Origin of the sequence: Glaesserella parasuis (genome assembly GCF_002015085.1) — a bacterium.
Classification (GTDB): Bacteria; Pseudomonadota; Gammaproteobacteria; order Enterobacterales; family Pasteurellaceae; genus Glaesserella; species Glaesserella parasuis.
This window is the reverse complement of sequence record NZ_MUXW01000011.1, coordinates 12,546-39,246: the sequence shown is the minus strand read 5'-3', so window position 1 is coordinate 39,246 and position 26,701 is coordinate 12,546. Positions and strand designations below refer to the sequence as shown.

Sequence of the window (26,701 nt, the reverse complement as noted above, 5' to 3'; positions counted from 1 at the left end):
CCGAAGGGCGGAAGGGGGGAGTATAATCCCTCTCCCTCCAAAAATCCTTCGGATTTTCTCCACCCTCTCCCGCAAGCGGGAGAGGGATATTATGCTTCAAAAGGTGTCGGATCGCCCGAACCCACTCGAATAATTTCAGGGCTATCTTGAGTTAAATCGATCACTGTTGTCGGTGATTGCCCTAAGTAACCACCGTGAATAATTAAATCAACGTGATGTTCTAAATGCTCTCGAATTTCATCAGGATCCGATTGGGTAATTGCTTCATTTGGTAATATTAATGAACACGAGAGAATCGGTTCACCCAAAGCAGAAATCAGTGCCAAAGCAATTACATTATTTGGCACACGAATACCAATCGTCTTACGTTTAGTCATTAAACGACGAGGCACATCTTTAGTCGCTGGCAGAATAAAGGTATAAGGATTTGGCACATTATTTTTAATCAAGCGGTAAGATTGATTTGTCACTAGTGCATAAGTCGAAAGCTCTGATAAATCGCTACATACGAGCGTAAAGTTGTGATTTTCAGGTAAACGACGGATTGCCACAATTCTGTCCATTGCGTGCTTATCGCCAATCGCACAACCTAAGGCGTAACCAGAATCTGTCGGATAGACAATCACACCACCATTTTTGATGATTTCCACTGCTTGATTAATTAAGCGTTGTTGTGGATTTTCGGGGTGAATATAGAAAAATTGGCTCATACTCTTCCTTTAGGTTGTCAAAATTGGCGAGATTATACGCTTTTTAGCTAAGAAGCGGTAAGATTTTATCAAAATTCTGATAATTACAATGCAAAAATGTGGGAGTCAGACTGCTAACAAACTATATATTAAACAGATTTAATATTGTAGGGTGGGTTTTAACCCACCAATAAAATCAATATGTTACGGTTATATGGTGGGTCAAGACCCACCCTACAAGCTACTTTGTCAATAACCTGGAGTGCATTTTGCGCTTCCGTGTTTTTGTAAAATATATTTTAGCGGTAATGAATTTTTAACAATTTGAATGTGATCACAGTTTATTTTGAGTGACTCTTATAAAATCTGAACGTCATTTCATATAGGAGGCAATTATGGCTGACTCGCGTTATGCTTCGTTAAAAAAACTGACTAAATATCCTCTAGCATTAGCCAGAAAACGTAGGGTGCTTTTCTTTCTATTCTCGCTTGTTTTTGCTTTTTTTATGGCACATCTTCTTTCAGATCCATTATTTACCCCAACTCAAAGAAATGTGATGTTTTTACTCTTTTTTGCGATTTGTTTATGGGTAACGGAAGCTATTCCACCGTTTTCAGTAGGTATTTTAATCATCGGTTTTCTCGTGTTAATTATGGGAAGGCACGATGCACAAAATGCAATGAAATATCTACAAACCTGGTCGGATAGTGTTATTTGGCTCTTTCTAGGTGGTTTTTTCCTTGCGGAAGCAATGAAAAAAACAGCGTTAGATACGTTATTGTTGAAACATTTATTACCTAAATTTGGTACAGACCCTCGTTATGTACTTTGGGGATTAATGTTGATTACTGCACTAATGTCAATGTTTATGAGCAATACAGCTACAACAGCGATGATGATTGCGACGATTAGTCCTATTTTTGCGACCCTAGACAAAAAAGCTAATCTATCTAGAGCATTACTACTAGGCATTCCAGCTGCTGCTTCTATCTATTGGTGGAATGGGAACTATCATTGGCTCTCCACCGAATGCGATTGCATTTAGTACAGGGCTAATTCAACAATCCGAATTTAGATTAGGGGGAATAGTTATTGGTTTATTAGGTCCTGCTTTGAGCATTATATGGGGCTGGTTTATTATTGAGTTGCTTTACTAATCAATAGAAAAAAACTAAAAAGGCAGTCGCTAAAATAGGAATGATAATTTAGTAACTGCATATTTTATTTCTGATGACTAATTTTTCACAGTATCTAGAATAATGTTTTGTAATTGCTGCAGCCCATTTAACCTTGTACTTGTTAAGTGGCGAGTTATTTGCAAATCATCAAAAAGTGTTTGAATTTCAAATAATTGCAATGCTTCAGCTGATTTTTCCGTAACAAAAGCAATCAACACCACTAACAATCCTTGCATTAAACGAGCGTCGCTATAACCTTGTACTTGACGTGGCTCAAGCTGAAAATTAAACCATAAACGGCTTTCACAACCGTGAATTTCTTGCCACTGTTCAAGCTGTTGTTCGGTTGGTTTGGGTAATTGACGGCTTAGTTGAATTAACAAGCGGTATCTTTCTTCCCAAGATTTGCAAAGGGCAAACTGGGCATTGATTTCATCAAATGTCATAAAATCCCTATCCAAGTATCGGTAATAAAAGAGCTATATCATACTGCGATTTTTTGTTAAAATCCCCCGATTTTTACCAATTTGTAATGAGGAACACAAAATGGCTGTAATCCCTATGGTCGTTGAGCAAAGCTCAAAAGGCGAACGTGCCTATGATATTTATTCCCGTCTGTTGAAAGAACGTATTATTTTCTTAAATGGCGGTGTTGAAGATGAAATGGCGAAATTAATTATTGCTCAAATGCTCTTTTTAGAAGCAGAAGATCCTGAAAAAGATATTTATCTTTATATTAATTCGCCAGGTGGTGTCGTTACCGCTGGTTTAGCGATTTACGATACGATGAACTTTATTAAACCCGATGTATCTACGTTGTGTATGGGGCAAGCCTGTTCAATGGGAGCATTTTTATTATCCGCAGGGGCAAAAGGTAAGCGTTTTGCATTACCTAACTCTCGTGTGATGATCCACCAACCTTTAGGCGGTTATCGTGGGCAAGCGACGGATATTCAAATTCACGCACAAGAGATTTTAAAACTGAAAGAGATGCTGACACGCAAAATGGCAGAACATTGTTCACAGCCTTTTGAGAAGGTGGCTCAAGATACGGAACGTGATAATTTTATGTCTGCGGAAGAAGCGAAAGCCTACGGTTTAATTGATGACGTTGTAACAAAGAGATAGTGAATAATGGCAAATTTTGAGAAAGAACCACATTGTAGTTTTTGTGGAAAGCGTCGTAATGAAGTCGATGCATTAATTGAAGGCACAGAAGGACATATTTGTAACGAATGTATTGAAGAGTCTTATGCATTAATTAATGGAACTGATGAGCTATTGATTGATGCAAATGAGGCTGAGAGCCAAGATGTATTAGGTAATGTGCCTACTCCACATGAAATTCACGCACATTTAGATGATTATGTGATCGGGCAAGAACACGCTAAAAAGGTGTTGTCGGTTGCGGTTTATAACCACTACAAACGCTTACGCAATGCACTTTCTGACAATAAAGAGAGTGAAGGCGTTGAGTTGGGTAAAAGTAACATTTTGCTTATCGGCCCGACAGGAAGTGGTAAAACATTGTTAGCAGAAACCTTGGCACGCCGTTTAAATGTGCCTTTTGTTGTGGCTGATGCAACAACGCTGACGCAAGCAGGCTATGTGGGTGAAGATGTTGAAAATGTGATCCAAAAATTGCTGATGAAGTGTGATTTTGATAAAGATCAGGCTGAACGTGGCATTATTTTTATTGATGAAATCGACAAAATTACCCGTAAATCAGAAAATCCATCATTGACCCGTGATGTATCAGGTGAAGGGGTTCAGCAGGCGTTACTTAAATTGATTGAAGGTACTATCGCGAATATCAATCCACAAGGTGGACGCAAACACCCGAAACAAGAAACAATCCCAGTTGATACCTCTAAAATTCTCTTTATCTGTGGCGGTGCATTTGCTGGGCTAGATAAAATTGTCGAAGCTCGAACGAATACACAAGGTGGAATTGGCTTTAAAGCAGAATTGAAAAAAGATAAAGATCGTCAAGCACTCACTGAATTATTCAAACAAGTTGAACCTGAAGATTTGGTAAAATTTGGTTTAATTCCAGAGCTAATCGGGCGTTTGCCTGTTATCACACCGCTTGAAGAACTTGATGAGAAAGCACTTATTAACATTTTGACAGAACCGAAAAATGCGATTATCAAGCAGTATCAAGCCTTGTTCAAAATGGAAAGTGTGGAATTAAAATTCACCAAAGATGCTTTAGTGGCGATTGCTCAAAAAGCGATTTCTCGTAAAACAGGGGCAAGGGGGCTACGTTCAATCGTGGAAAACTTGCTACTTGACACTATGTATGATTTACCGTCCTTGAAAGCAAGTAAAGTGACAGTAGGTAAAAACTGTGTTGAGAAAGGTGAAAAGCCGAAGGTGGAGTAACTTAATTGATATTCTCCCCGTCCTAAGGGCGGGGATTTTTACTAGAAACTTTTCCATTACTGAATCAAGTTAACTAATTTGGTATAACCGAACACAAAATTTGGTAATAAACTTCTCCACATTTACCTAAGTCATTCACATTCACACATTCATTCACTTTATGAATGGTTTGGTTGATTGGACCGAACTCAACCACTTCTGCGCCCATTAAGGCAATAAAACGCCCGTCTGATGTGCCACCACCAGTGTCTAATTTAGGTGTAATTTGTGTCACCTTTTCGACCGCTTGTATCGTGGCTTGCACCAGTTTTCCGTTGCCTGCTAAAAACGGTTTTCCCGACAAATTCCATTCAATTCGATGCTTTAAACCGTATTTTCGCAACATTTCGGCAACTTTGGTTTTGATGATTTCATCATTTACTTCGGTGCAATAACGTAAATTGAACTGCACATAAAGCTCGCCTGGGATCACGTTATTACTGCCCGTGCCAGCTTTGATATTGGCAATTTGCAGGCTTGTCGGTGGGAAAAATTCGTTGCCGTTATCCCATTGGTAAGTGGTCAGTTCGCTCAAAAATGGTAAAGCTGTATGAACGGGGTTTTCGGCTAAATGGGGATAGGCGACGTGTCCTTGAATGCCTTCAATATAAAGGTTGGCGGTAATCGAGCCACGGCGACCGTTTTTCACCACATCTCCTAACTGTTTGGTGCTGGATGGCTCACCCACTACACAATAGTGGATCGGTTCTTGGCGTTGCATTAAGGTTTCCACCACTTTCACTGTGCCGTCTTTGGCAGCAGCTTCTTCGTCAGAAGTGATAAGCAAGGCAATTTTGCCCTGATGGTTCGGGTTGTTTTTCACAAAGGTTTCACAAGCGATCACCATTGCCGCTAAAGAACCTTTCATATCCGCCGCTCCACGCCCGTAAAGCATATCATCGACAATTTCAGCGGAAAACGGCGGATAAGTCCATTGGCTTTCATCGCCCTCAGGGACAACGTCAGTATGTCCTGCAAAGGCAAGGCAAGGTTCGCCTTCGCCGTGGGTTGCCCATAAATTTAAGGTGTCGCCAAAAGGCAACCATTCCAGCTTAAATCCGACCGCTTGTAGTCGTTCAGCAATCAGTTGTTGGCAGCCTTCATCATTCGGGCTGATAGATTTACGTTGGATAAGAGATCGACTAAGAGAGATAATTTGATTTTGCATTTTATTTCACTGTATTTGCTAAATTATTGAAACCTTACAACAGGTATATGCCTATTTTTCTTTATGAAGAAAATTAAGAGGATTCAAATTTTAGCAATAATCCCCCACAAAGTCGAAAGGCTAATAAAGGGAATAAAAGGCAATCGGGTAAGTTTTTGCTTGGTGAATAAAAAATAGATGGCGTAAAACGTTAAACCAAATAAGGACGCATAAAGCAGCAATAAAATCATCTCATCAAGGGTAAACAAAGGGGATAATGCAATAAAGAGAAGAATATCCCCTAAGCCTAAGCTCTCTTTTTTGTAGATTAACTGGCTAAGTAGTGAAAATAAGCTAAAAAAGAGAATGGTGATAAAAAGCGAAAAAATATGGGAATTTAGCTCAAGGGAATGGTAAAAAAGCAGTTGCCATAATGCTAAGACAAAAATAATTAAAACATAGCGAATATCCGTTAAATAATATAAATAGTCCAATAAAGATAAATAAATTAGACAGATAAGAATAAAAATAAGCGGTAAGTTTATATCGTAAAATATCCAAACTATAACAGGAAATAAAATATAAAAGCTGTAGGATAAAAATGTAAATTTAGGCTGTAAAGTGGATTTATGAATAAAATCCGCCAAACTTAAAGGCGATTGGACTAATAAATGGTAATCCTGATAAGTTTGCTGATTAATTCGTGTTGGAAAATATTGCATTTCTTTTTGAAACCAATAAGCAAGTAAAATCGACAATAAAAATAACATCATTCTATCATTGCTCCCATATCAAAAATCGGCAAATATAACCCGACTAAAATAGTCCCTACAATAATTCCCATTAACACCATTAACATCGGCTCTAATAATTGGGAAAGTATATCAATTTGATAATCTAACCGCTGTTGATAACCGTCGCTGATTTGTTGCAACATTGGCGATAATTTTCCGCTCTGCTCGCCAATGGCAATCATCTGTAACATATCCGTAGGAAAGAGTTTTGGATCTAAACTGTCGGCTAAACGATGGCCTTGTTTTAAATAAGTTAGTGTAGTTGCTAGAGAACGTTGTAATAAAATATCATCACTTTTATTGGCTAAAAAGGAATGAAGTACAGTATCTAAACGAATATGTGAAGCCAGCATTAAACTGCTATTTTGACAAAAAAAGATAATGCGTGAATACTGGATAATGCCTTTTAAAATAGGAATATGGCTTAATATAATAAACTTTAGGCGTTTAATAAGATCTGTTTTTTTATTTAAAATATGAATTAAAAGAAAACATAACACACATAAGATAATTAGCGTTAAAATAGAGTGTTGTAGAAAATTGGATAGGCTAAAGAGTATTTCGGTAATTAGGGGTAATGATTTTCCTTTTGATCCATAAAGTTCTGCAAATTGTGGCACAATAAAAAGCAATAATAAAATAGAGAGTGTGATTGAAATAGCTAAAATAAATACGGGATAAAAGAGAATTTTTTTAATTTTCTTGGTTAGTTTTTCCGATTTTTCACGGCGTTGTGCAATATTGGTTAAAATCAGCCCTAAATTACCGCTTGTTTCTGCCATTTTAATTAATTGGATCTCTTGTGGATTGATATATTTCCCCTGTTTTTCAAAGGCAACGGATAGGGCAAAGCCAGCTTCAATCAAGCGGATTGTCTCTTGTTGCCAACGGTAAAAGGTGCGATTTTGGCAAGTTTCCAGCAACATTACCAAACTCTGTTTTAGGGGGATTTTGGCTTGAATTAATAATGCCAACTGTTGCATAAATTGATTAATTTCTTCCTTTTTCGGTGCCGTCGGCAAGGCAAAATGTCGGCTAATGCGTAACTGGCTATAGCCTTTTTGTTGCAAGCGTTTTTCTAGCATTTCTCTGCTTTCGGCAAGCTGTCGCCCTGTTTGCTTTTGTCCAAAGCGGTTGCGTCCTTTCCATTGAAATTCATAAATGTTATTCATCGCCTAATACCCTATCCACTTCGATTTCGTTGGTTAGTTGTTGTTCAATTTTTTGTTTAGCACTCTCTCGTAAGCTGGAAAAATCTAAGTAAGCGGTCTGTTTATCGAATTTTTTCGCAGTTCTGCTTAAGCATTGGTAAATCCCGATCCGCCCTTTATAGCCTTGATAGCACTCATCACAGCCTGTGCCACAACACTTTTTGCAGAGCTTACGCACAAGGCGTTGTGCAATGACTAACAGTAGTGAATTTTGGATTTCATACTCTTGAATACCCAGTTGTAACAAACGTTCAACCGCTAATAGTGCGTCATTGGTATGCAGGGTTGAAAGGACTAAATGCCCCGTCTGGCTTGCTCTTAATGCCATTTTTGCACTCTCTTCATCTCGAATTTCACCTAGCATAATGATGTCGGGATCTTGGCGTAGAAAGGTGCGTAATAGCTGGCTAAAATCAAGGTTAATACTTTGATTGACTTGGGTTTGAATTAAGCCGTCAATCTCAATTTCCACGGGATCTTCGGCGGTGAGAATATGTTTATCCATTTGGTTGAGATAGTTTAAGGCGCTGTAAAGGGTGATACTTTTGCCACTGCCCGTTGGTCCTGTCACTAAAATCAGCCCTTGCGGTTGTTTCAAGGCGTTGAGTAGTGTGGTCTGCTGTTGTGGATTAAAGCCAAGTTGCAGAAAATCAAAACTGGTTGGTTTGTTTTTTTGTAGGCGCAATACCAGTTTTTCGCCGTAGATCGTCGGCAGGCTAGATACCCGAAAATCAAGGGTGTCCGCCAAGGCGGTGGTAAAGCTAAATTGCCCATCTTGTGGCTGGCGTAATTCACTAATATCTAGCTTCGCCAGCAGTTTTATCCGTGAAATAAGTCGGCTTGCCAGTTGAATAGACAGGCTTTTATACAGGTGCAAAACACCGTCAATGCGTAGGCGAATAATCAATTTTTGCTTGCGTGGTTCAATATGAATGTCGGACGCATTTTGGGCTAAACAGAATTTAAAAAGATTATCGAGCAGTTGAATAATCGGATCGCTTAAGTTGAGCTGTTCTTGCTCTTGTTCTGCGAAAGCCAGTTCGCTCTCTTCATAAAAGGGCTGTTGCTCAGGCGAGAGTGCGTTAAGCAAGTATTTAAGTTCATCAGAAGCAATCACTACAGGCTCAATCTGCTTATGGGTCATAAAAGCAAAGATTTCGCAAGCGGTGAGATTGTTTTCATCATCAACGGCAAGCCATAATTTATGCTCAGTTTCTTGCACAGGAACGGCAAGATAACGCAATAACAGCTCTTTTTCTTCGCAATTTTGTTGCCAACGGCTAGGCGATATATCAAAAATGCGTTCGGTTTGTTGTTCGCAGACGGTGTATTGGGACATAGTAGATCCTTTGGTTAAGTTATTTTCATATTTTATTTAATGGAAAACTTTGTAATTCTCTCTCATCTTTTGGGTTTATTTTTTAGCAATGCCTCCATTATTTTTGTATACCCCCATCTTCCTCGCAGACCCCCATCCCCCTCGCTACGCTCGGGGACTTCCCCCGCAAGTGGGAGAAGATTTAAAATAAATCTTTTCTCCATAAACTCTTCCCCACAAATTCTTCCCCCATTTATGGGGGAAGTCCCCGAGCGCAGCGAGGGGGATGGGGGCAGTACAACCCAAAGACATCATTTACATACTTCCCCCACTCAGGGGAGAAGTATTTTTGATTATTGCCCACAGAAATTCGCAGGGAATAAACTGGTGTCAGAACCTCGACAGCTTGTTGCCCAAGTAATGTTGTTATTGGCAAATTTCGGGGTCATTGTGTAGCCGTAGCCATCAATGCTGCTTTTGCCTTCTACGGTGATTGTCCCCGAAGCGACGGAAATAGATTTAAGATATTTCGCATCGGCAACATCGGTTTTATCCGCTTGAACGCCATTTTTACCTGAACTACATTCCGAGATTTTTTTATCCCCTACGTTATAAATACAAATTTCCACATCGGATTTATAAGATGCAGAAGCACTTAATAACTCAGAGAGTGCAGCCTTTTGGGTGTAACTGGTGTAAGACGGGATTGCAATCGTGGCTAAAATAGCAATGATGGCGATCACGATCATCAACTCAATTAAGGTAAAGGCTTTTGCAAGCGGTCGAATTAACCTGATTTTTTTCATAAATTGTCCTTCTAAAATGAATGCGTAGAATTTACGCCTTATTTACTCTGCCACTTTTTATAAAAAATGCGATGAGCAACATTTATTTTTTCGACGTAGATCGAAAAAATCGTTTTTTCTTCCTGTTCATTTACACAGTGTTTTTGCTAAAATAGGGCAATTTTTTGATTTGAGAGTGAAAGATAAAATGGCAAAAGCACCAAAAACTGCGTATGTATGTAATGATTGTGGCGCGGAATATGCTCGTTGGATGGGACAGTGTAAGGCGTGTTTAGCGTGGAACACCATTAGCGAAGTCCGTCTGATTTCGGCAAAAGAGAGCAAAAGTGATCGCTTGAGTGGCTATGCAGGGGAAACGACAGGCAAAATTCAGCGGCTGTCTGAAATTGATTTGCAGGAAGTGCCTCGTTTTAGCAGTGGTTTTTATGAGCTAGATCGTGTGCTGGGGGGCGGTATTGTACCTGGTAGTGCTATTTTGATCGGCGGACACCCCGGCGCAGGGAAAAGTACCTTGCTCTTGCAGGTAATGTGCGGTTTATCGCAAAGTGTGCCGACCCTTTATGTGACGGGGGAAGAGTCGCTACAACAGGTGGCAATGCGTGCTAACCGCTTGGGCTTGCCGACGGACAATCTAAAAATGTTATCTGAAACCTCAGTCGAACATATTTGTAACCTTGCCGATCAGGAAAAACCCAAACTGATGGTGATTGACTCTATTCAAGTAATGCACCTTGCGGATATTCAATCTTCCCCTGGCAGTGTGGCTCAAGTGCGTGAATGTGCGGCATTTTTGACACGTTATGCCAAAACACGTCAAGTGGCGATTATTATGGTCGGCCACGTTACCAAAGATGGAACTTTAGCAGGCCCTAAAGTGCTAGAACACGCCATTGACGCTTCGTTGTTATTGGAAGGGGAGGCGGACTCGCGTTATCGCACCTTACGCAGTCAGAAAAACCGTTTCGGAGCAGTGAACGAACTCGGCGTATTTGCAATGACAGAACAAGGCTTAAAAGAAGTGAAGAACCCTTCGGCGATCTTCTTAAGCCGTAGCGAAGAACAGACTTCAGGCAGTTCGGTGATGGTATTATGGGAAGGCACTCGTCCGTTGTTGGTAGAAATTCAAGCATTGGTCGATCACTCAATGCTTGCCAACCCTCGCCGTGTTGCGGTGGGGCTAGAACAGAACCGCTTATCACTGTTGCTTGCGGTGTTACATCGACACGGTGGCTTGCAAATGTCTGACCAAGATGTGTTTGTGAATGTGGTCGGCGGTGTAAAAGTCACTGAAACCAGTGCCGACTTAGCTCTATTGCTGGCACTCATTTCTAGCTTCCGCAATCGTCCGTTACCGCAAGATTTGGTGGTCTTTGGCGAAGTTGGTTTAGCAGGGGAAATTCGCCCTGTGCCAAGCGGACAAGAGCGAATTAGTGAAGCGGCAAAACACGGCTTTAAGCGTGCGATCATTCCTCACGGCAACGCCCCGAAAAAAGCGATTAAGGGAATGGAAGTCTTTACCGTGAAGAAATTAAGTGATGCGTTGGATATTGTGAATGATCTATAAGCATTAGGAAAATGATAGGAGCTATAATTAAACTCCTATATGTTCTCCCATTCTATGCTTCAGACAATAGTGATGCTATCAAGAACTGATAGCGTTCTGCCTGCACCGCTTGTTTTAAACGCTCTGCGATTAAAATACTTTTGAGTTCTGATAATGCTACTTGGAAATCATCATTTACAATCACATAATCAAATTCATTGTAGTGGCTCATTTCAGAAACCGCTTCACTCATTCGTTTTGCAATGGTTTCTGCCGAATCTTGCCCACGACCAATTAAACGTTTTTCTAATTCTACTTTTGACGGTGGCAGAATGAAAATGGTTTTGACATTTGGCACTTTTGCACGAATTTGCCTTGCACCTTGCCAATCAATATCGAGGAATACATCAATGCCTTGTTCAAGGCTACGTTCAATCATCGGCAATGATGTGCCGTAATAGTTACCAAAAACTTCCGCCGATTCTAAGAAATGTCCTTGTTCAATCAGGCGTTTAAATTCCTCGTGTTGCGTGAAGTAATAATGTACGCCGTGTTCTTCACCTGGACGTGGATTGCGTGTGGTGTGGGAAATGGAAAGTTGTACTTGTGAACGGGGAAGATCAGCAAGTAACGCATTGATTAATGATGATTTTCCTGCACCGCTTGGGGCTGAGATGATATATAAATTTCCTAAGCTCATAATTTATTTAGAGTTGTTCTCACAATGGTCTTGAATGTAGGGACACACTGCGTGTGTCCGTTGTTCATTCTTTTAACGAACACGTTGCATGTATCCATTATTCATTCAGCGGACACACGCAGTGTGTCCCTACGATTATTCATTCGTTTAGCGAACACGTTGTGTGTGTCCGTTATTCATTGATGTAAATGATAGAGTAAAAAATTAAGGACGCAAAAGCGTCCCTAACACTGAATTTTATTTTTTTGCGAGTGGTGGAACAAAGGTAATACCTAAATCCCAAGGTTGCTCAATCCACGTTTCTTGTGGAATATCAACCACATAATCATCTACTAACTCTGCGCCCATTGGTTTAGCAAACACGGTGACAAATTTTGCATTCGGGTACATTTCACGAATAGCACGAGCGGTATTCCCTGTATCCACTAAATCATCAACAACGATAAAACCTTCACCACCATTTGCAACTTGTGCAGCGTGTAATACTTTTAATTCACCTTGATGATCGTGGTCATAACTTGCGATACACACCGTTTCGACGTGGCGAATACTTAATTCACGAGCCAATACTGCAGCAGGGAATAAACCACCACGACTGACGGCAATAATGCCTTTCCATTGTGATGCAGGTAAAAGACGTTCAGCTAATTTGCGTGCGTGCATATGAAACATATCCCACGTCACAACATATTTTTCATTTGTGTATTTCTCACTCATAAGTTCACCTAAAAAAAGCGGTGGCGATGCCACCGAATAAAAAAATTGCGAAATGATAACCCGAAAACAACTTTCGTGCTATCATTTCAAGGCAAATTTTACAATAAACGTATTTATCCGAATGAATTTTGCAAAATTTTACAGGAAACTCACCGCTATCATCTTTATAGGAAACCGATATGTCAGAAATTCAAACACTTAAACCTCACTTATTATGGAAATGGTTTGATCAAATCTGTGCCATTCCACACCCGTCTTACCACGAAGAAGAAATCGCTCAGTTTATTGTGAACTGGGCAAAGCAAAAACAGCTTTTTGTAGAACGTGATGAAGCTGGCAACGTTTTAATTCGCAAACCTGCGACAAAAGGAATGGAAGATCGTAAAACAGTGGCATTGCAAGCACATTTAGATATGGTGCCACAAGCAAATGAAGGAACATTGCACGATTTCAAAAAAGATCCTATTCAACCTTATATTGACGGAGAATGGGTCAAAGCAAAAGGCACGACACTTGGGGCGGATAATGGGATCGGTTTAGCCTCTTGTTTGGCGGTGTTAGACGCTGATGATCTTATTCACCCTGAAATTGAAGCCTTGCTCACAATGACAGAAGAGGCTGGTATGGAAGGGGTTTTAGGCTTACGTCCAAATTGGCTAAAAGCGGACATTTTGATTAATACGGATACCGAAGATAACGGTGAAATTTACATTGGTTGTGCAGGTGGCGAAGATGCAACATTAACCTTGCCTGTGAACTATGAACAAAATCCGTTTGATACCACGTTACAGATAAGCCTAAAAGGCTTAAATGGCGGACATTCAGGCTGTGACATTCATACAACAAGAGCTAATGCCATTAAACTAATGGCTCGTACATTGGCTGAGTTAAAAGCGCATTTTGATTTTCAAATCGGTGCAATCCGTGGTGGCTCTGTGCGTAACGCAATTCCTCGAGAAGCGGTCGTTTCCATTGGATTTAATGCAAAAGATCAAGACAATCTCACCACTTATTTACGTCAGTTTGAACAAGCCTTACAACGTGAGCTAGCTTTTGCTGAACCTAATTTACATTTCATTGTGGAAAATGTTGCCAAACCGTCACAGATTTTCGCTAAAGAGAGCAGTGCGAAAGTCATTCAATTCCTCAACGTACTACCAAACGGCGTAATTCGCAACAGCGATGTGGTCGAAAATGTGGTGGAAACTTCATTGAGCATTGGCATTTTAACTAGCGATGAACAAGGGGTAAAAGCGAATATTTTAGTGCGTTCATTAATTGAAAACGGCAAAGCCGATGTACGTTCTCGTTTAACTTCATTAGCAGAACTGGTGGGTGCAACAGCCACTTTCTCTGGCGGTTATCCAGGTTGGGAACCAGACCCGACATCCGCCATTACACCACTTACCAAAGCGATTTATGATGAAATACTGGGCTATGAAGCTCAAATTAAAGTAATTCACGCAGGCTTAGAATGTGGCTTGATTAAGAAAGTCTATCCAAACATTGACGTGGTTTCCATTGGCCCAACAATCCGTAATGCTCACTCACCAGATGAGAAAGTGCATATCCCAGCCGTACAAATTTATTGGGAATTATTGACGAGAATATTGGGGCAGGTGCCAAACAAGTAAGGAGGTATTTTCTTCCCATCCAAAAGGATGGGAAGAAGTCTACTTAATTAAAGCGTTTTAAATTTAATTTTTTAATTAAAAAATTAAGTACTAGACCATAGAGCGGTAAAAAGAGCAACAGACTGACAAACAATTTGAATGCATAATCAACTGCTCCAATAGTAAACCAGTGTTCCGCCATATATTCATCACTACTTTTATAGAATGCTACTGCAAAGAACACAAATGTATCAATCAGACTACCAAAAATCGTTGAACTTGCAGGGGCAAGCCACCACGTTTTGCCTTGACGCAAGCGGTTAAAGACAAAAATATCCATTAATTGACCGACTACATAACCTGCAAAGCTTGCTAACGCAATACGGAAAACAAACAGATTAAACTCCGCTAATGTTGCAATTCCCTGAAATTGTCCCTCAAAGAAAATCACCGAAATCACATAGCTAACGATTAATGCAGGCAACATTACCGCTAAAATAATTTTTCTAGCAAGTGACGCACCAAATACACGAACCGTTAAATCCGTTGCTAAAAAGATAAAGGGAAAGGTAAAAGTCCCCCAAGTTGTTGGGATCGATGTTTGAGTAAAAGGGATTGGAATTTCAAACGCAATCTGTACTAAATAGTTACTGATTGTGATGATAAATATGTGAAAAAGAGAAAGTAATAGCAACGAGCGACGCTTCTGCTCGTCAGAAAAGTAATCAAATACGTTCATATTGTTCCTTTTTATATAAGTTTGGTGGTTTGGGGTGAGGGAACCCAAGTGAAAAAAGAGGGCGAATGATACGCCTTAAGAAGAAAAGATCAAGTAAATTTACGATGATCTATTTAAGAATTGGAATTTTTGGTTCTTAATAACAAGCGGTGAAAAACTGCAAATTTTTGCAATGATTTCACCGCTTACACAGCCTATTTAGTCAAGAGATCCAAAGCCTCTTGATACTTCGCCACCGTTTTTTCAATCACATCAGCAGGCTCACTAGGGGCTGGAGCCTGTTTGTTCCAACCATTCTGCTCTAACCAATCACGAATAAACTGTTTATCAAAAGACGGGGGATTACTTCCTTCTTGATAGGTTTCAACTGACCAAAAACGACTAGAGTCAGGGGTCAAAACTTCGTCCATCAATGTTAATACGCCATTTTCATCTAAACCAAATTCAAATTTAGTATCACAAATAATGATCCCTTTAGTTAAAGCATAATCTGCCGCTTCTTTATAAAGTGCTATAGCTGCATCTCGTACTTTTGCCGCTAGCTCTACCCCAATCTGACGCTCGCATTCAGCATAGCTGATATTAATATCGTGGTCACCAACTTCCGCTTTACTTGAAGGGGTAAAAATTGGCTCAGGTAACTTGCTTGCTTCAACCAAACCTTCGGGCAATGCCAAACCGCAAATAGTCCCTGTTTTTTGATAATCTTTTAAACCACTACCCGTCAAATAGCCACGCACAATAGATTCAATTTTTACTGGAACTAACCGCTTACAAACAACAGCACGATGTTGAATAGCTTCTGCTTCTGCTCGTGGTAGCACGTCAAAAACAGAATCTCCCGTAAAATGGTTCGGCATAATACGGGCTAATTTATTGAACTAAAAATTAGAAATTTGTGTCAGGATTTCCCCTTTACGAGGGATTGGATCATCTAAGATGACATCAAAAGCAGACAAGCGGTCGGTTGCGATTATTAACATACGTTTATCATCAATTTCGTAGAGATCACGAACTTTACCAGAATAGATTTTTTTAGGCTGATTTGCATAACAAAGTTCCAATATCTAAACAAAGAATGGAATAATTATATCGACTTACGCAAACGTTTGTGATGAGAAAAAATAAATTTTTCGATCTCTGTCGAAAAATTAAAAGAATCCAATTGCAGCAATCACAAAATTTTTTTAATTTATGACAACTTTATATTTACAAATGGAGTACGCAATGTCTCTCACCTATTTATTTGAACACAGTCGGCTATTACTCGTTATTGCTAGCGCCATACTCATCTTTGCTTTTGGAATAACCATATCTAATAGCCGGAAAAGAACGACATTATCTAGGAGAGCTACTATTGATACTCCGATATTCCCAAAAGGCTTTACACATAGTTCCAATTTAGCAATAGTTGCTAAGTCCAGTTACCATAAAGTCCCATTAATGAACAAAAGTGAACATCGTTTATTCTATCTTTTATTAAATTACCTAAAATCACACAACCTTGATTCACATTTTCTTCTATTTTCTCAAGTCGCCATGGGGGAGTTTATCAAAGCGGAACAGGATGAAGCCTATGCAAAAATTAATCACAAAAGGGTCGATTTTCTTATCACAGATAAACAAAGCAATCCCATTGCAGTCATCGAATATCAAGGGCACGCTCATTATCAACATAATGCAGCGGAAAGAGATGCAATAAAAAGGGAGGCTTGTCGCAAAGCTAATATCGCATTTATAGAAATCACGCCAAACTATAATCAAGTTGAATTTAATATTATCTTAAAGATATTGCAAAGATTTTCTAAATAGAAAGGAAAAAGAGTAAATAATGGAATAGAAAAAACTTTTTATCTAGAAAAGAAGATGGATGATAGATGTAGGTTTTATCATGGAGCGGGAAACGAGGCTCGAACTCGCGACCCCGACCTTGGCAAGGTCGTGCTCTACCAACTGAGCTATTCCCGCAAATATGATGAATAAAAATGGTGCCCGAGGCCAGACTTGAACTGGCACGCCTCGAAAGGCGAGGGATTTTAAATCCCTTGCGTCTACCGATTCCGCCACTCGGGCACAACGAAAAAATGGAGCGGGAAACGAGGCTCGAACTCGCGACCCCGACCTTGGCAAGGTCGTGCTCTACCAACTGAGCTATTCCCGCAAATATGATGAATAAAAATGGTGCCCGAGGCCAGACTTGAACTGGCACGCCCCGAAAGGCGAGGGATTTTAAATCCCTTGCGTCTACCGATTCCGCCACTCGGGCACAACGAAAAAATGGAGCGGGAAACGAGGCTCGAACTCGCGACCCCGACCTTGGCAAGGTCGTGCTCTACCAACTGAGCTATTCCCGCAGCATTGCTTAACACAACATATTCGTTGCGGCGTATTTTAGAGATTTTTATATGCTTGTCAAACACAAATCAGCGATTTTCTATTGTTCGCTGATTTTTTAGGAAATTATTGCACACTTTTTCAAATATTCTACCTTCCAATCATTTATATAAAGAGAAATAATAAAGTCTGAAGATAGCAAAAATTTTTCCAACTACACAGAAAACGGATACTGAATACTCGGATGATATTCGTAGCCCTCAACTTCAAAATCCGCCAATGTTACCCAAGTTTCTAAATCTTCTAGGGATTTAATATCGGGGTTGATTTTGAGTGTTGGAGCTTTAAATGGCGTGCGTTTTAGTTGTACATCTCGCATTAATTCCAGCTGATCTTCATAAATATGCGCATTCACAATTTTATGGAATGCTTGTCCTGCTTGGTGTCCTGTAATTTGTGCCATTAACGCAAGAAAAGTGTAACATTGGATCATATTCCAGTTTAAACCAAGTGGCACATCGGCAGAGCGTTGGATACTGTTCAAATAAAGCGTGCCATCTAACAGTGAAAAATGGTGGCTGTGTAAACACGGACGTAGGCAACCTAAATGGAAAGCCCCAGGGTGATAGAACGTATAAATCTCGCCACGATTATCTACGCCACGTTTCAGATCATCGACAATTTGACGCAATAAATCGACGCTACCACCGCCAACTTTCGGGAAGTTTCGTCCGACCGCACCATAAACCAGCCCCATATCATCTTCGCCTTTGCGATGTGGGTTTGCCAGCCAAGCTGCATTTTCATTGGCATTTGCGTCCCACGATTTTGTGCCAAGCTGACGGAAATCTGCGGCATTATCATAACCACGGATATAACCGAGTAATTCCGCAATCGCAGCTTTCCAAAAACTTTTGCGTGTAGTCACAAGGGGAAATTCCCCCTTTGCCACGTCGTAGATTAAATCAGCGTTAATCACGGTTAAACAACGCTTACCCGTACGTTCATTTTCAACCCACTTCCCTTGTTCGACAATACGTTGGCAGAGATCAAGATATTGTTTCATAATTCAACCTTAAAATGTTTAGAGTAATCCGTAAAATAATTTGTTAGAATTGTAACACTTTTTTAGTACAGAGAGATAAGGAGTAAATGATGAAATCTTTATACAAACGAGTTGCTGTCATTTTTACATTGATATTGGTAACAGCTTGTAGCACTAATACAAGCGGTTGGAAGCGTTTACCCGAATCCCAAATCGATCAAAAATCCTATGCGATTGCTTATGGTGCAGTAGAGCAAACTTATGCAGATCGCGTGAATGAAAGTTATGATATTACATCTTTTATCCGTGGGGTTGATGATTGGTTTAACAAGAAAGTCAAGCACCCGATAGAACAAATTCGGGCAAGCCTGTTAAATCGAATGTTAGATCATAACGTGTATGCTTATTATAGCGGCGTACTTTATGCTGCCGATCTACAAAATAATTTTAATCGTCTAAGCCCAACCTGCTGGACAATGGTTCAAACACCAAGCATTACACAGGGTATCTATGATGCAATGTTAGATATTCAAACCAATAAAGTGCGTCACGATAAATATATCCAAGAAGGTGCGGATCAAATTCTTCACTTATGTGTAGAACAAATGGAAAATGAAGCCCAGAAAAGGAAATAGTGAATCTATTTTCACTCGATATAATTATGTTTGACGATTTCTTTATTTTCCCCCTAAGCGGGGGAAGATAAAGAAAAAGGATGGATGGAATATCAAAGATAAACGCTATAGTAGGAGGGAATATAAACTCATCTCACTAATAGCAGGTCAAATCCGAAGGCTATCTAACTGCCTTAAACCCAGCTTTCGCAAAAGCCTCTTTCGCTTTTGGTGTCGCTAAAAAGTCTAAGAAACGTTTTGCTTCAGGCTTATCGCTTAAGGTTGCCGCAGGATAAACCACCTTGCCATAACTCTCTTGAGGGAAAACCGCGACAACTTTCACCTTATCACTCACTTTCGCATCGGTTGAATACACAATCCCCAACGGCAACTCACCACGCTCAATATAAGAAAGCACCGCTCGCACATCTTTTGCCTTAGACAAACGAGGCTCAACCTCAGCCCAAACGCCTAAATGTTCTAACGCTTTCTTCGCATAGCGACCAACAGGCACATTATCATCGCCCACTGCCAAATAGCTATCTCCGATCACCTTTTTAAAGTTAATATCCTTAATAGACGCCACTTTAATTTTACTGTCTGCAGGCGCAATCAGCACCAACTCATTTTCAACCAACGTTGTCACATTTTTTGTTTTGGCAGGCAGCTTCTCAGCCACATAATCCATCCATTTTTGATCCGCAGACACAAACAAATCCGCAGGGGCATCTTGCTCAATCTGTTTTGCTAAAGTTGAAGACCCTGCAAAAGAAAAGGTCAAACTATCCTCTGGATAAGTTTTTTTATACTCATCACCAATCTGTTGCAACACATTTGTCATAGACGCTGCTGCAAATACCGTAATATTTTCAGCAAACGCAGAGGTTGCCCCCAAAGCCAATGCTGACGCTAAAGCTAATTTTACAAAAGTTTTTTTCATAAATAATCCTTATGAGAGTGGATATAACAATATATAAACTATTATATAACGAATTATAAAATAAATACAAAGGTAAAAATTACATTTCCTTTTAATACAAGAAAGTAGATAATTTCAGCGTTCTATTTTGCAAAAAGGCAGCCTATGTTAAACAACGAAATCCTATTAACCATCAAACTAAAACAACAGCTTTTTGTCGATCCCAAACGAATTACCCTACTCAAAGCCATTCAAGAATGTGGCTCAATAAACCAAGCGGCAAAAAACGCCAAAGTCAGCTACAAAAGTGCTTGGGATCATCTTGAGGCGATGAACAACATCAGCCCTAAACCACTTCTCGAACGCAACACAGGAGGCAAACACGGCGGCGGCACTGCCCTAACCCCCTATGCCGAGCGGTTACTTCAGCTCTACGATTTACTTGAACAGACCCAAGAAAAAGCCTTTGCGATCCTTCAAGATGAAAGCATCCCCCTAGATAGCTTACTCACTGCAACAGCCAAATTCTCCCTACAAAGCAGTGCCAGAAACCAATTTTTTGGCACTGTCACCCAATTGAGAGAAGAAGATGTTCACTGCTATGTTGATATTCACATTGCAGAATTTCCGCAAGATCTCACCGCTTCCATTACAGCTCAAAGTGCAGCACGGCTCAAACTGACACAAGGGAAAGAAGTAATGTTAATGGTCAAAGCGCCGTGGATTGAAATTCACCCCGAACACCCACAACGCCCAAACAGCCTAGCAGCCAAAGTCGAAGCAATTTACGACAAAGGGGAATATAAAGAAATTGCATTAAACGCAAATGGAACGGAATGTTACGCAACGGTCAAAAAAGCCCAACCGCTCCAAGAAAATCAACAGGTATGGATACATATCGATCCTGAACAGATAGTCTTAGTTACTATCTAATCCCTCTACGGGCACACTCTTCGGTGATAAATTTTTTAACATCCCACTATTTTTTTATGGAATTTATGGCACAATACACGCCTTTTTGAAAACCATTATTATTTTAAGGGATATAACAATGAAAAAATTTCTTGCCCCATTTTTAGTCGGTGGTGTTGCAGCGTTGGCGGTTCACTATTTTCAAGGTGATAAAGCCACAGCAACAGAAACGGCAAAACCGACTGAACCGACAACTCAAACAAAGCAAAATGATGAACTTGCTCTGGCAACGGTGGTTGCCCCTTGGGAAATCAATAGCCTTGATCCGAACCAGACAGGGGTGATTTTTCAACGTATGAATTTAGCGGAAACCTTAGTGGAAGCGAATTTACAGGGGGAACTTGTTGCAGGATTGGCGACCGAATGGAACAGTAATGAAGATGCGACCCTTTGGACCTTTAAACTCCGTCCGAATGTGATTTTCCACAATGGGCAACCTTTAACTGCACAAGCGGTGGCAAACAGTCTAAATATTGCATTGGCGAAACCGGGAATGTTGCAAAAAGCCTTTATTAAAGATATTCAAGCGGTCAGCCCGACAGAAATTCAAATTGCCTTAACCAAATCTTTTGTGCCGTTTCCATCTTTTTTAACACACTACACCGCAATTATTCTTGCCCCTGAAAGCTATAACGACAAAGGGGAAGTGACCCAAGTGATAGGCACGGGGGCATTTAAAGCGACTAAAATTGAAGCACCACAAAAATTGGAATCGGTGCGTTTTGAACAGTATTGGGGTAATAAACCGAAACTGGCTCAAGCGAACTACCTTGCAAGTAGCCGTAGTGAAACCCGAATGCTGATGGCACAAAGCGATAAATCTGCCTTAGTGTTTAACCTTGATACCGCCAGTGTTGAGCGTTTGAAAACCGATCCGAATTTGAACTTAACCAGTGTGTCTATTGCTCGTACTATTCAGCTCAAAATGGACGTGGCAAAACCGTTCTTTAATGATTTAGCGGTGCGTAAAGCCTTAAGTGAAGCGATTGATCGCAAAGCAATTGCGGAATATGTGTTAAAAATCGAAGGTGGCGAGGCGGATCAAATTCTGCCGAAAGCCTTTGCAGAATGGCGAATTGATACGACAACAGCAAAACCTGATCTTGCAAAAATCAAAGCAGATCTAACCGCTCGTGGTTATGAATTTAATAGCGAAGGCAAGCTAACTAAAGACGGTAAGCCGTTTAGTTTTACCCTACGCACATTCTCCGATCGCCCTGAATTACCAATGATTGCGACAATTTTGCAAGCTCAATGGAAGCAGATTGGCGTTGATGTGAATGTGTCTGTCGGTAACTTCAGTGAAATCCCTGCTGGACACCAAGACGGCAGTTTAGAGATGGCACTTTATGCGTTGAACTATGGCAAAACCTTAGATCCTTTTGGTGTGATCGTGCAGGATTATGCGAAAACAGGAAGCGATTGGGGGGTGATGAATTGGCAAAATGCGACATTAGACAACGCTTTAACTCAGCTTGAAACAGAACGTGATCCACAAAAAGCGAAGGCGTTAAAACAGACAGTGAGCCAAATTATCCACGATGAACTGCCGATTATTCCTGTGGTGTACTATCAGCAAAATGTGGTGGCACATAAAGACGTGAAAAATGTGACTTTAGATCCTTTTGAAAGACGGTTCTTTTTGGAGATGTTGAGTAAATAAAATGTAGGGACACACTGCGTGTGTCCGCTTAAAAAGCCACAATTAGCGGACACACGCAGTGTGTCCCTACAACAGATTTTAAGGATTTATCCCCGTGCTTTCTATTTTATTCAGACGACTATCCCAGATCCTTTTGGTGATTTGGTCAGTCGGAACTTTAACTTTTATTTTAACTCGGCAACTGTCGGGCGATATGGCATATCGTATTGCGGCAAGTCGCTACGGTTACGATCAAACCGATGCCGCCGCCGCAGAAATGGTACGAGCAGAGCTCGGGTTGGATCAACCTTGGTGGCAAACCTACGGCAGTTGGTTAGCGGATTTAGTGCAGTTTAACTTAGGTAAATCCTTAGTCACAGGCGACAGCGTTTGGCACGAAATTGAACATCAATTCGGGCATACCTTTAGTCTAGCAGTGGTAGCGTTACTGTTAGCCTTGCTCATTGGTCCCACCTTAGGCGTATTATCAGCTCGTAAACCGAACGGCGTATTTGACCGCTTGACCTTAGTCTTAAGTAGTCTATTTCGTGCCGTTCCTGCTTTTATCATTGCGATTGGATTGATTACGCTCTTTTCTGTTCAGTTGAAATGGTTACCAGCAGGCGGATACGGCACGGCATTGCATTTTGTCTTGCCAGCTCTCACCTTGGCGATAGGTTTAAGTGCCGTTTCGGTGCGTGTGACACGTCAAGCGATGGTGCAGGTGATGCAATCCGACTACTATCAATTTGCACAGCTAAAAGGCTTGAGCCGTTGGCAGACCTTTGTGCGACACGGGATCCCGAATATTGCCGTGCCAGTGATTGCTTATCATAGCGTGCAACTGGTTTACCTGATTGAAGGGGTTGTGATTGTCGAAAGCCTTTTTGCTTGGCCGGGAAGCGGACACGCTTTAGTTCACGCCATCATTGCACGAGATGTGCCGATGATACAAGGCACGGCGTTAGTGATGGGGGGATTATTTGTGGTACTCAATATGCTTGCCGATCTGCTTAATGCGTGGATTGATCCGCGTATTCGTGAAGGGGGAACAGTATGAAATTAACCGTTGGACAACGTTACGGAGCTTTGTTATTACTACTGCTACTCACCACTGCATTTTTACAGCCTTATTTCTACCCGATGGATATTGGTTTTCAAGATCTCAGCAATATGTTGGCAAGTCCTGATGCAGAAAGCTGGTTTGGCACCGATCATTTAGGGCGAGATATGTTTGCCCGTCTTGCCTCCGCCATTCGCCTTTCATTCGGTTTATCGCTATTTAGTGTTGCTTGTGCATTGGTGGCAGGCTTGTTATTCGGCATTCTGGCAGGATTATTTGGCGGTTGGTTAGATCGCTTGTTTAGCTTTATCTGTGATTTAGTGATGGCATTACCAGGTTTATTGCTGATTTTGCTGTTTGCTTCGCTTTCCCCTGGTTCATTTTGGACACTCTATTTAGGTATTGCCTTAGTGATTTGGGTTGAATTTTTCCGTGTCATCAGGGCGATCACCAGTACCCTTGCGTCCAGCTCAGAACTGCAATCTTCTCGTTTGATGGGAATGCCTTGGTTTTATTGCATTAAACGTCATCTGTTCCCCCGTTTACTGCCGATGGTTGCCACATTAACCGCATTTTCAATCGGTAATGCGATTTTAGCCCTTGCAACACTCGGATTTGTCAGCGTGGGATTGCGACCGCCTACGGCTGAATTAGGGCTGATGATGACAGAGCTGTTCCCCTATCACTATCAAGCCCCATTGATTTTCCTACAACCTGTAATTGCTGTGTTCCTATTGGTATTTAGCTTGCAGTTGTTGGCGGGGAAGGTGAAGTAGATTTGAACATTAATTATCCTATACATTCCCTTCCCCCGTTTACGGGGGACAAATGCGAGAGCATTTGAGCGTTGGCTTTGCCAACGACCCGAAGGGTGAGCAGAGCGAATAACGTGCCGAAGGCGGAAGGGGGGATTGCTCAAGGAATGAAATTTCCCCCCCTCAGCCTTCGGCAGCTCCCCCCGCAAGCAGGGGGAGCGATGATCCATTGAAATACAGTAGAGAAAACACCGTGTCATTACTCAAAATAACCAACGTCACTGTTCAAACACTCGATGGCATTGAGCTGGTCGAGCCGATCAGTTTTTGTCTTGAACGTGGCAAAAATATCACCATTTTAGGCGAAACAGGCTCAGGAAAAAGTCTGTTAATTCAAGCAATTATGGGAGCGTTACCGCAAGGATTAATCGCAAGCGGTGAGATTGTAGTGGAAAATTGCAAAATAGACGGGCAATCCGACCGCTTACAATCTCTTTGGGGCAAAACCTTAGTGATGTTGCCCCAAGAGCCACGCCGTTCATTAAACCCACTGATGCGAATTAGCCGACAACTGTGGGAGAGCTTTCGCTTTGTGGCAGGTTTAAGCCAGAAAAATGCAGAAAAGGCGAGCGAGATTTCTTTAACCCAGCTGGGTTTATCTCAGGCTCAACAACGCTATCCACACCAACTTTCAGGTGGTATGGCACAACGAGCTTCTTTTGCAATCGCCACGGCATCAGGGGGAAAAATTCTGCTTGCCGATGAACCTACCAAAGGGCTTGATCCGAATAGCAAAGCAGAAGTGATTAACTTACTGAAACAAGCCTATGAAACAGGCGGAGGCTTGCTGACGATCACTCACGATATTGAAGTGGCAACCGCTCTCGGAGGCTACATTTTTGTGATGAAAAAAGGCAAATTGATTGAACAAGGCAAAGCAGAACAACTGCTGAACCAAGCGCAAGATACTTATACTCAAGCCTTAATCGGTGCAGATCCGCAACATTGGCAACCTTTAGCCGATTTGCAACATTCTAAGCCAAAAACACCGCTTGTATCGGTCAAAAATTTAACGGTTGCACGGGGAACAAGAACGCTGTTCAAACAGCTTTCCTTTGATTTACACCAAGGAGAAATTTTAGGCATTGTCGGACACAGTGGCATAGGCAAAAGCACCCTTGCTGATGTGCTTTGCGGGCTACTCAAACCGCAATCGGGCGAAGTGATTTGGCATAGCCACAGCCATAAAAAACATCAAGTGCTGAAATTGTATCAAGATCCGCCCGAAGCCTTTGCACCGAATGTGAGCTTGCAACAACTATTGGACGATGTGATCGAGCATCATCATCTCGACCGTTCACAAATTCCAGCTCTATTAGCACAGCTTGCATTGTCGCCTGACATTCTGCAACGCAACGCCGATAACGTATCGGGTGGCGAGTTGCAACGGGTTGCAATTTTACGAGCCTTGCTACTTGAACCAGTGCTACTATTTGCCGATGAAGTGACTTCTCGCTTAGATCCGATCACTCAACAAGAAACGATCAAATTGCTGATTGAGCAATGCCGAGCGAGAAATTGCGGATTAATTATCGTCAGCCACGATCCGTTTTTGATTGAACGAAGTTGTGATAAGGTGATTGATCTTGAAAATTATCTTTAATTAATAAAAAAGCAGAAAGGGACATTTACAGAATGTAATATTCAAATAACTCAGAAATATGCTCATTCAAACTATTTACACCAGCGATATTCTCGCCTTGCCAAGCCATTTGCAATATCTCTGGGGACAGTAATCGTTCATATTGTTCCGAAATAGGGAAATAGCTCATATGCCATGGTTCTAGACCAATAAACTTATTATTAGCTTCCATAAAAGGGAAATAAAAACCAAAACGTTCGGCATTGACTAATAACCAATTCGTTAAATGTTGAAAATAGCCTCCTGTCTGATATTCCCACGGTTCCAACATGAGCTTTTTTCCTTCAGGAAGTAAAGTAGGATCAAAAATATCAATTTCTGTTCCCCAATGGTGACGGCTAGCCCCTGGCACTGCGGACCAACGCAGGATAGCTTGACATTTGTCCCAATCATCTAAGCCAGTTAATATGATAGCTTTACCATGATCATCATGAACTTTATTTTCACCATTGAATTTTGTATTCCAAATCCATTTTTGTCGTTCAAAATCCCGATAAGTACTTGCAGGTTGTAAATTAAAACCTGCTTTCAGTGCGGCATCTTGTAAATGCAAAAATGCTTTTACTACTTCAGATTGTAATGCATGCTGATCAGATAATTTATTTGGTAAGGCAACCAAATGCTGTCTGCTCTTTCCTGTAAGAAGAGAAGGTAAATTTTCAAAATTTAACATGAATTAAACCACTTCAAAAAAACATGGGAAACCGTATTATAGCAAAAGAAAATACAATAAATAAAACACCACATCTCTACCAATATCCCTTATAAAACAATG

General features: G+C 41.0%; 24 protein-coding genes, 5 tRNA genes and 2 pseudogenes. 12 read left to right on the top strand and 19 right to left on the bottom strand.

The annotated features are described in order from the left end of the window. Positions 1–89 precede the first annotated feature (89 nt). Positions 90–710 carry an L-threonylcarbamoyladenylate synthase gene (locus B0183_RS04535; RefSeq protein WP_015940024.1) on the bottom strand — a complete coding sequence of 207 codons (621 nt, stop codon included), beginning with the start codon at positions 708–710 and terminating at the stop codon, positions 90–92. Between the two features lie 485 nt (positions 711–1,195). Here B0183_RS04535 and B0183_RS04530 point away from each other — a divergent pair. Further along, positions 1,196–1,737: pseudogene (locus tag B0183_RS04530) on the top strand (SLC13 family permease); the annotation flags it as partial. A gap of 187 nt (positions 1,738–1,924) precedes the next feature. Here B0183_RS04530 and B0183_RS04525 read toward each other — a convergent pair. Then, positions 1,925–2,314: a SufE family protein gene (locus tag B0183_RS04525; RefSeq protein WP_078208401.1), complete on the bottom strand. Its 390-nt coding sequence runs from the start codon at positions 2,312–2,314 to the stop codon at positions 1,925–1,927. Positions 2,315–2,414: 100 nt separating this feature from the next. On the opposite strand from B0183_RS04525, the gene clpP reads away from it, so the two are divergent. Beyond that, a complete protein-coding gene (gene clpP / locus B0183_RS04520; protein ID WP_010787003.1) occupies positions 2,415–2,996 on the top strand; it encodes an ATP-dependent Clp endopeptidase proteolytic subunit ClpP in 582 nt (193 codons plus the stop codon). 6 nt (positions 2,997–3,002) lie between these two features. Then, the gene (clpX, locus tag B0183_RS04515; RefSeq protein ID WP_078208400.1) at positions 3,003–4,253 is read left to right on the top strand and encodes an ATP-dependent protease ATP-binding subunit ClpX; all 1,251 of its coding nucleotides are present in this window, start codon (positions 3,003–3,005) and stop codon (positions 4,251–4,253) included. A gap of 73 nt (positions 4,254–4,326) precedes the next feature. On the opposite strand, the gene dapE is transcribed toward clpX, so the two are convergent. The 5 genes from dapE to B0183_RS04490 all read right to left on the bottom strand — a co-directional run bounded on the left by dapE (position 4,327) and on the right by B0183_RS04490 (position 9,568). After that, positions 4,327–5,460: a succinyl-diaminopimelate desuccinylase gene (gene dapE / locus B0183_RS04510; RefSeq protein WP_078208399.1), complete on the bottom strand. Its 1,134-nt coding sequence runs from the start codon at positions 5,458–5,460 to the stop codon at positions 4,327–4,329. A gap of 83 nt (positions 5,461–5,543) precedes the next feature. Further along, entirely contained in the window at positions 5,544–6,212 is a 669-nt protein-coding gene (locus B0183_RS04505; protein ID WP_078208398.1) for a prepilin peptidase, read from the bottom strand. Beyond that, positions 6,209–7,405 carry a type II secretion system F family protein gene (locus tag B0183_RS04500; RefSeq protein ID WP_078208397.1) on the bottom strand — a complete coding sequence of 399 codons (1,197 nt, stop codon included), beginning with the start codon at positions 7,403–7,405 and terminating at the stop codon, positions 6,209–6,211. Before B0183_RS04500 ends, B0183_RS04505 begins: the two co-directional genes overlap by 4 nt. Then, positions 7,398–8,783 (bottom strand): GspE/PulE family protein, encoded by a 1,386-nt coding sequence (locus B0183_RS04495; protein ID WP_071610759.1) that lies wholly within the window; start codon positions 8,781–8,783, stop codon positions 7,398–7,400. The genes B0183_RS04500 and B0183_RS04495 overlap by 8 nt, the downstream gene beginning before the upstream one ends. 332 nt (positions 8,784–9,115) lie before the next feature. After that, positions 9,116–9,568, bottom strand: coding sequence for a pilin (locus tag B0183_RS04490; RefSeq protein ID WP_078208396.1), 453 nt, complete (start codon positions 9,566–9,568; stop codon positions 9,116–9,118). A 187-nt stretch (positions 9,569–9,755) separates the two neighbouring features. Here B0183_RS04490 and radA point away from each other — a divergent pair, with 187 nt between their 5' ends. Then, positions 9,756–11,132 (top strand): DNA repair protein RadA, encoded by a 1,377-nt coding sequence (radA, locus tag B0183_RS04485; RefSeq protein WP_005711784.1) that lies wholly within the window; start codon positions 9,756–9,758, stop codon positions 11,130–11,132. A 52-nt stretch (positions 11,133–11,184) separates the two neighbouring features. Here radA and gmk read toward each other — a convergent pair whose 3' ends face one another. Continuing rightward, positions 11,185–11,811, bottom strand: coding sequence for a guanylate kinase (gene gmk, locus B0183_RS04480; RefSeq protein WP_078208395.1), 627 nt, complete (start codon positions 11,809–11,811; stop codon positions 11,185–11,187). Positions 11,812–12,048: 237 nt separating this feature from the next. Beyond that, positions 12,049–12,528, bottom strand: coding sequence for a xanthine phosphoribosyltransferase (gene gpt / locus B0183_RS04475; RefSeq protein ID WP_005714020.1), 480 nt, complete (start codon positions 12,526–12,528; stop codon positions 12,049–12,051). A 179-nt stretch (positions 12,529–12,707) separates the two neighbouring features. Between gpt and B0183_RS04470 the strand changes: the two genes are divergently transcribed. Continuing rightward, the gene (locus tag B0183_RS04470; protein WP_078208394.1) at positions 12,708–14,162 is read left to right on the top strand and encodes an aminoacyl-histidine dipeptidase; all 1,455 of its coding nucleotides are present in this window, start codon (positions 12,708–12,710) and stop codon (positions 14,160–14,162) included. Positions 14,163–14,205: 43 nt separating this feature from the next. On the opposite strand, the gene B0183_RS04465 is transcribed toward B0183_RS04470, so the two are convergent. Both B0183_RS04465 and B0183_RS04460 read right to left on the bottom strand, forming a co-directional pair. Further along, positions 14,206–14,880: a 7-cyano-7-deazaguanine/7-aminomethyl-7-deazaguanine transporter gene (locus B0183_RS04465; RefSeq protein WP_021111391.1), complete on the bottom strand. Its 675-nt coding sequence runs from the start codon at positions 14,878–14,880 to the stop codon at positions 14,206–14,208. A 194-nt stretch (positions 14,881–15,074) separates the two neighbouring features. After that, a pseudogene (locus B0183_RS04460) lies at positions 15,075–15,863 on the bottom strand (phosphoribosylaminoimidazolesuccinocarboxamide synthase). A gap of 244 nt (positions 15,864–16,107) precedes the next feature. Between B0183_RS04460 and B0183_RS04455 the strand changes: the two are divergent. Further along, on the top strand, positions 16,108–16,692 hold the full coding sequence (locus B0183_RS04455) for a DUF2726 domain-containing protein (RefSeq protein WP_042906641.1): 585 nt from the start codon (positions 16,108–16,110) through the stop codon (positions 16,690–16,692). Positions 16,693–16,772: 80 nt separating this feature from the next. On the opposite strand, the gene B0183_RS04450 is transcribed toward B0183_RS04455, so the two are convergent. The 6 genes from B0183_RS04450 to B0183_RS04425 form a co-directional block, all read right to left on the bottom strand. Beyond that, positions 16,773–16,848 (bottom strand) — tRNA-Gly (locus B0183_RS04450). Positions 16,849–16,866: 18 nt separating this feature from the next. Beyond that, a tRNA-Leu gene (locus B0183_RS04445) sits at positions 16,867–16,953 on the bottom strand. 12 nt (positions 16,954–16,965) lie between these two features. Beyond that, a tRNA-Gly gene (locus B0183_RS04440) sits at positions 16,966–17,041 on the bottom strand. Positions 17,042–17,059: 18 nt separating this feature from the next. Beyond that, a tRNA-Leu gene (locus tag B0183_RS04435) sits at positions 17,060–17,146 on the bottom strand. Positions 17,147–17,158: 12 nt separating this feature from the next. After that, positions 17,159–17,234, bottom strand: a tRNA-Gly gene (locus B0183_RS04430). Positions 17,235–17,428: 194 nt separating this feature from the next. Continuing rightward, on the bottom strand, positions 17,429–18,280 hold the full coding sequence (locus B0183_RS04425) for a thymidylate synthase (protein ID WP_078208393.1): 852 nt from the start codon (positions 18,278–18,280) through the stop codon (positions 17,429–17,431). 89 nt (positions 18,281–18,369) lie between these two features. On the opposite strand from B0183_RS04425, the gene B0183_RS04420 reads away from it, so the two are divergent. Then, the gene (locus B0183_RS04420; protein ID WP_078208392.1) at positions 18,370–18,894 is read left to right on the top strand and encodes a hypothetical protein; all 525 of its coding nucleotides are present in this window, start codon (positions 18,370–18,372) and stop codon (positions 18,892–18,894) included. Positions 18,895–19,054: 160 nt separating this feature from the next. Here B0183_RS04420 and modA read toward each other — a convergent pair whose 3' ends face one another. Continuing rightward, a complete protein-coding gene (gene modA / locus B0183_RS04415) occupies positions 19,055–19,813 on the bottom strand; it encodes a molybdate ABC transporter substrate-binding protein (protein ID WP_005714031.1) in 759 nt (252 codons plus the stop codon). Positions 19,814–19,957: 144 nt separating this feature from the next. On the opposite strand from modA, the gene B0183_RS04410 reads away from it, so the two are divergent. The 5 genes from B0183_RS04410 to B0183_RS04390 all read left to right on the top strand — a co-directional run bounded on the left by B0183_RS04410 (position 19,958) and on the right by B0183_RS04390 (position 25,887). Beyond that, positions 19,958–20,725 (top strand): TOBE domain-containing protein, encoded by a 768-nt coding sequence (locus tag B0183_RS04410; RefSeq protein WP_078208391.1) that lies wholly within the window; start codon positions 19,958–19,960, stop codon positions 20,723–20,725. Between the two features lie 118 nt (positions 20,726–20,843). Continuing rightward, complete coding sequence (locus B0183_RS04405) at positions 20,844–22,427, top strand: ABC transporter substrate-binding protein (protein WP_078208390.1); 1,584 nt, start codon at positions 20,844–20,846, stop codon at positions 22,425–22,427. 94 nt (positions 22,428–22,521) lie between these two features. Continuing rightward, positions 22,522–23,466: an ABC transporter permease gene (locus tag B0183_RS04400; protein WP_010787018.1), complete on the top strand. Its 945-nt coding sequence runs from the start codon at positions 22,522–22,524 to the stop codon at positions 23,464–23,466. Then, on the top strand, positions 23,463–24,245 hold the full coding sequence (locus B0183_RS04395; RefSeq protein WP_078208389.1) for an ABC transporter permease: 783 nt from the start codon (positions 23,463–23,465) through the stop codon (positions 24,243–24,245). Before B0183_RS04400 ends, B0183_RS04395 begins: the two co-directional genes overlap by 4 nt. Before the next feature lie 232 nt (positions 24,246–24,477). Beyond that, entirely contained in the window at positions 24,478–25,887 is a 1,410-nt protein-coding gene (locus B0183_RS04390) for an ABC transporter ATP-binding protein (RefSeq protein WP_021114020.1), read from the top strand. A gap of 25 nt (positions 25,888–25,912) precedes the next feature. On the opposite strand, the gene B0183_RS04385 is transcribed toward B0183_RS04390, so the two are convergent. Beyond that, entirely contained in the window at positions 25,913–26,599 is a 687-nt protein-coding gene (locus tag B0183_RS04385; RefSeq protein WP_015939779.1) for a M15 family metallopeptidase, read from the bottom strand. Positions 26,600–26,701 lie beyond the last annotated feature (102 nt).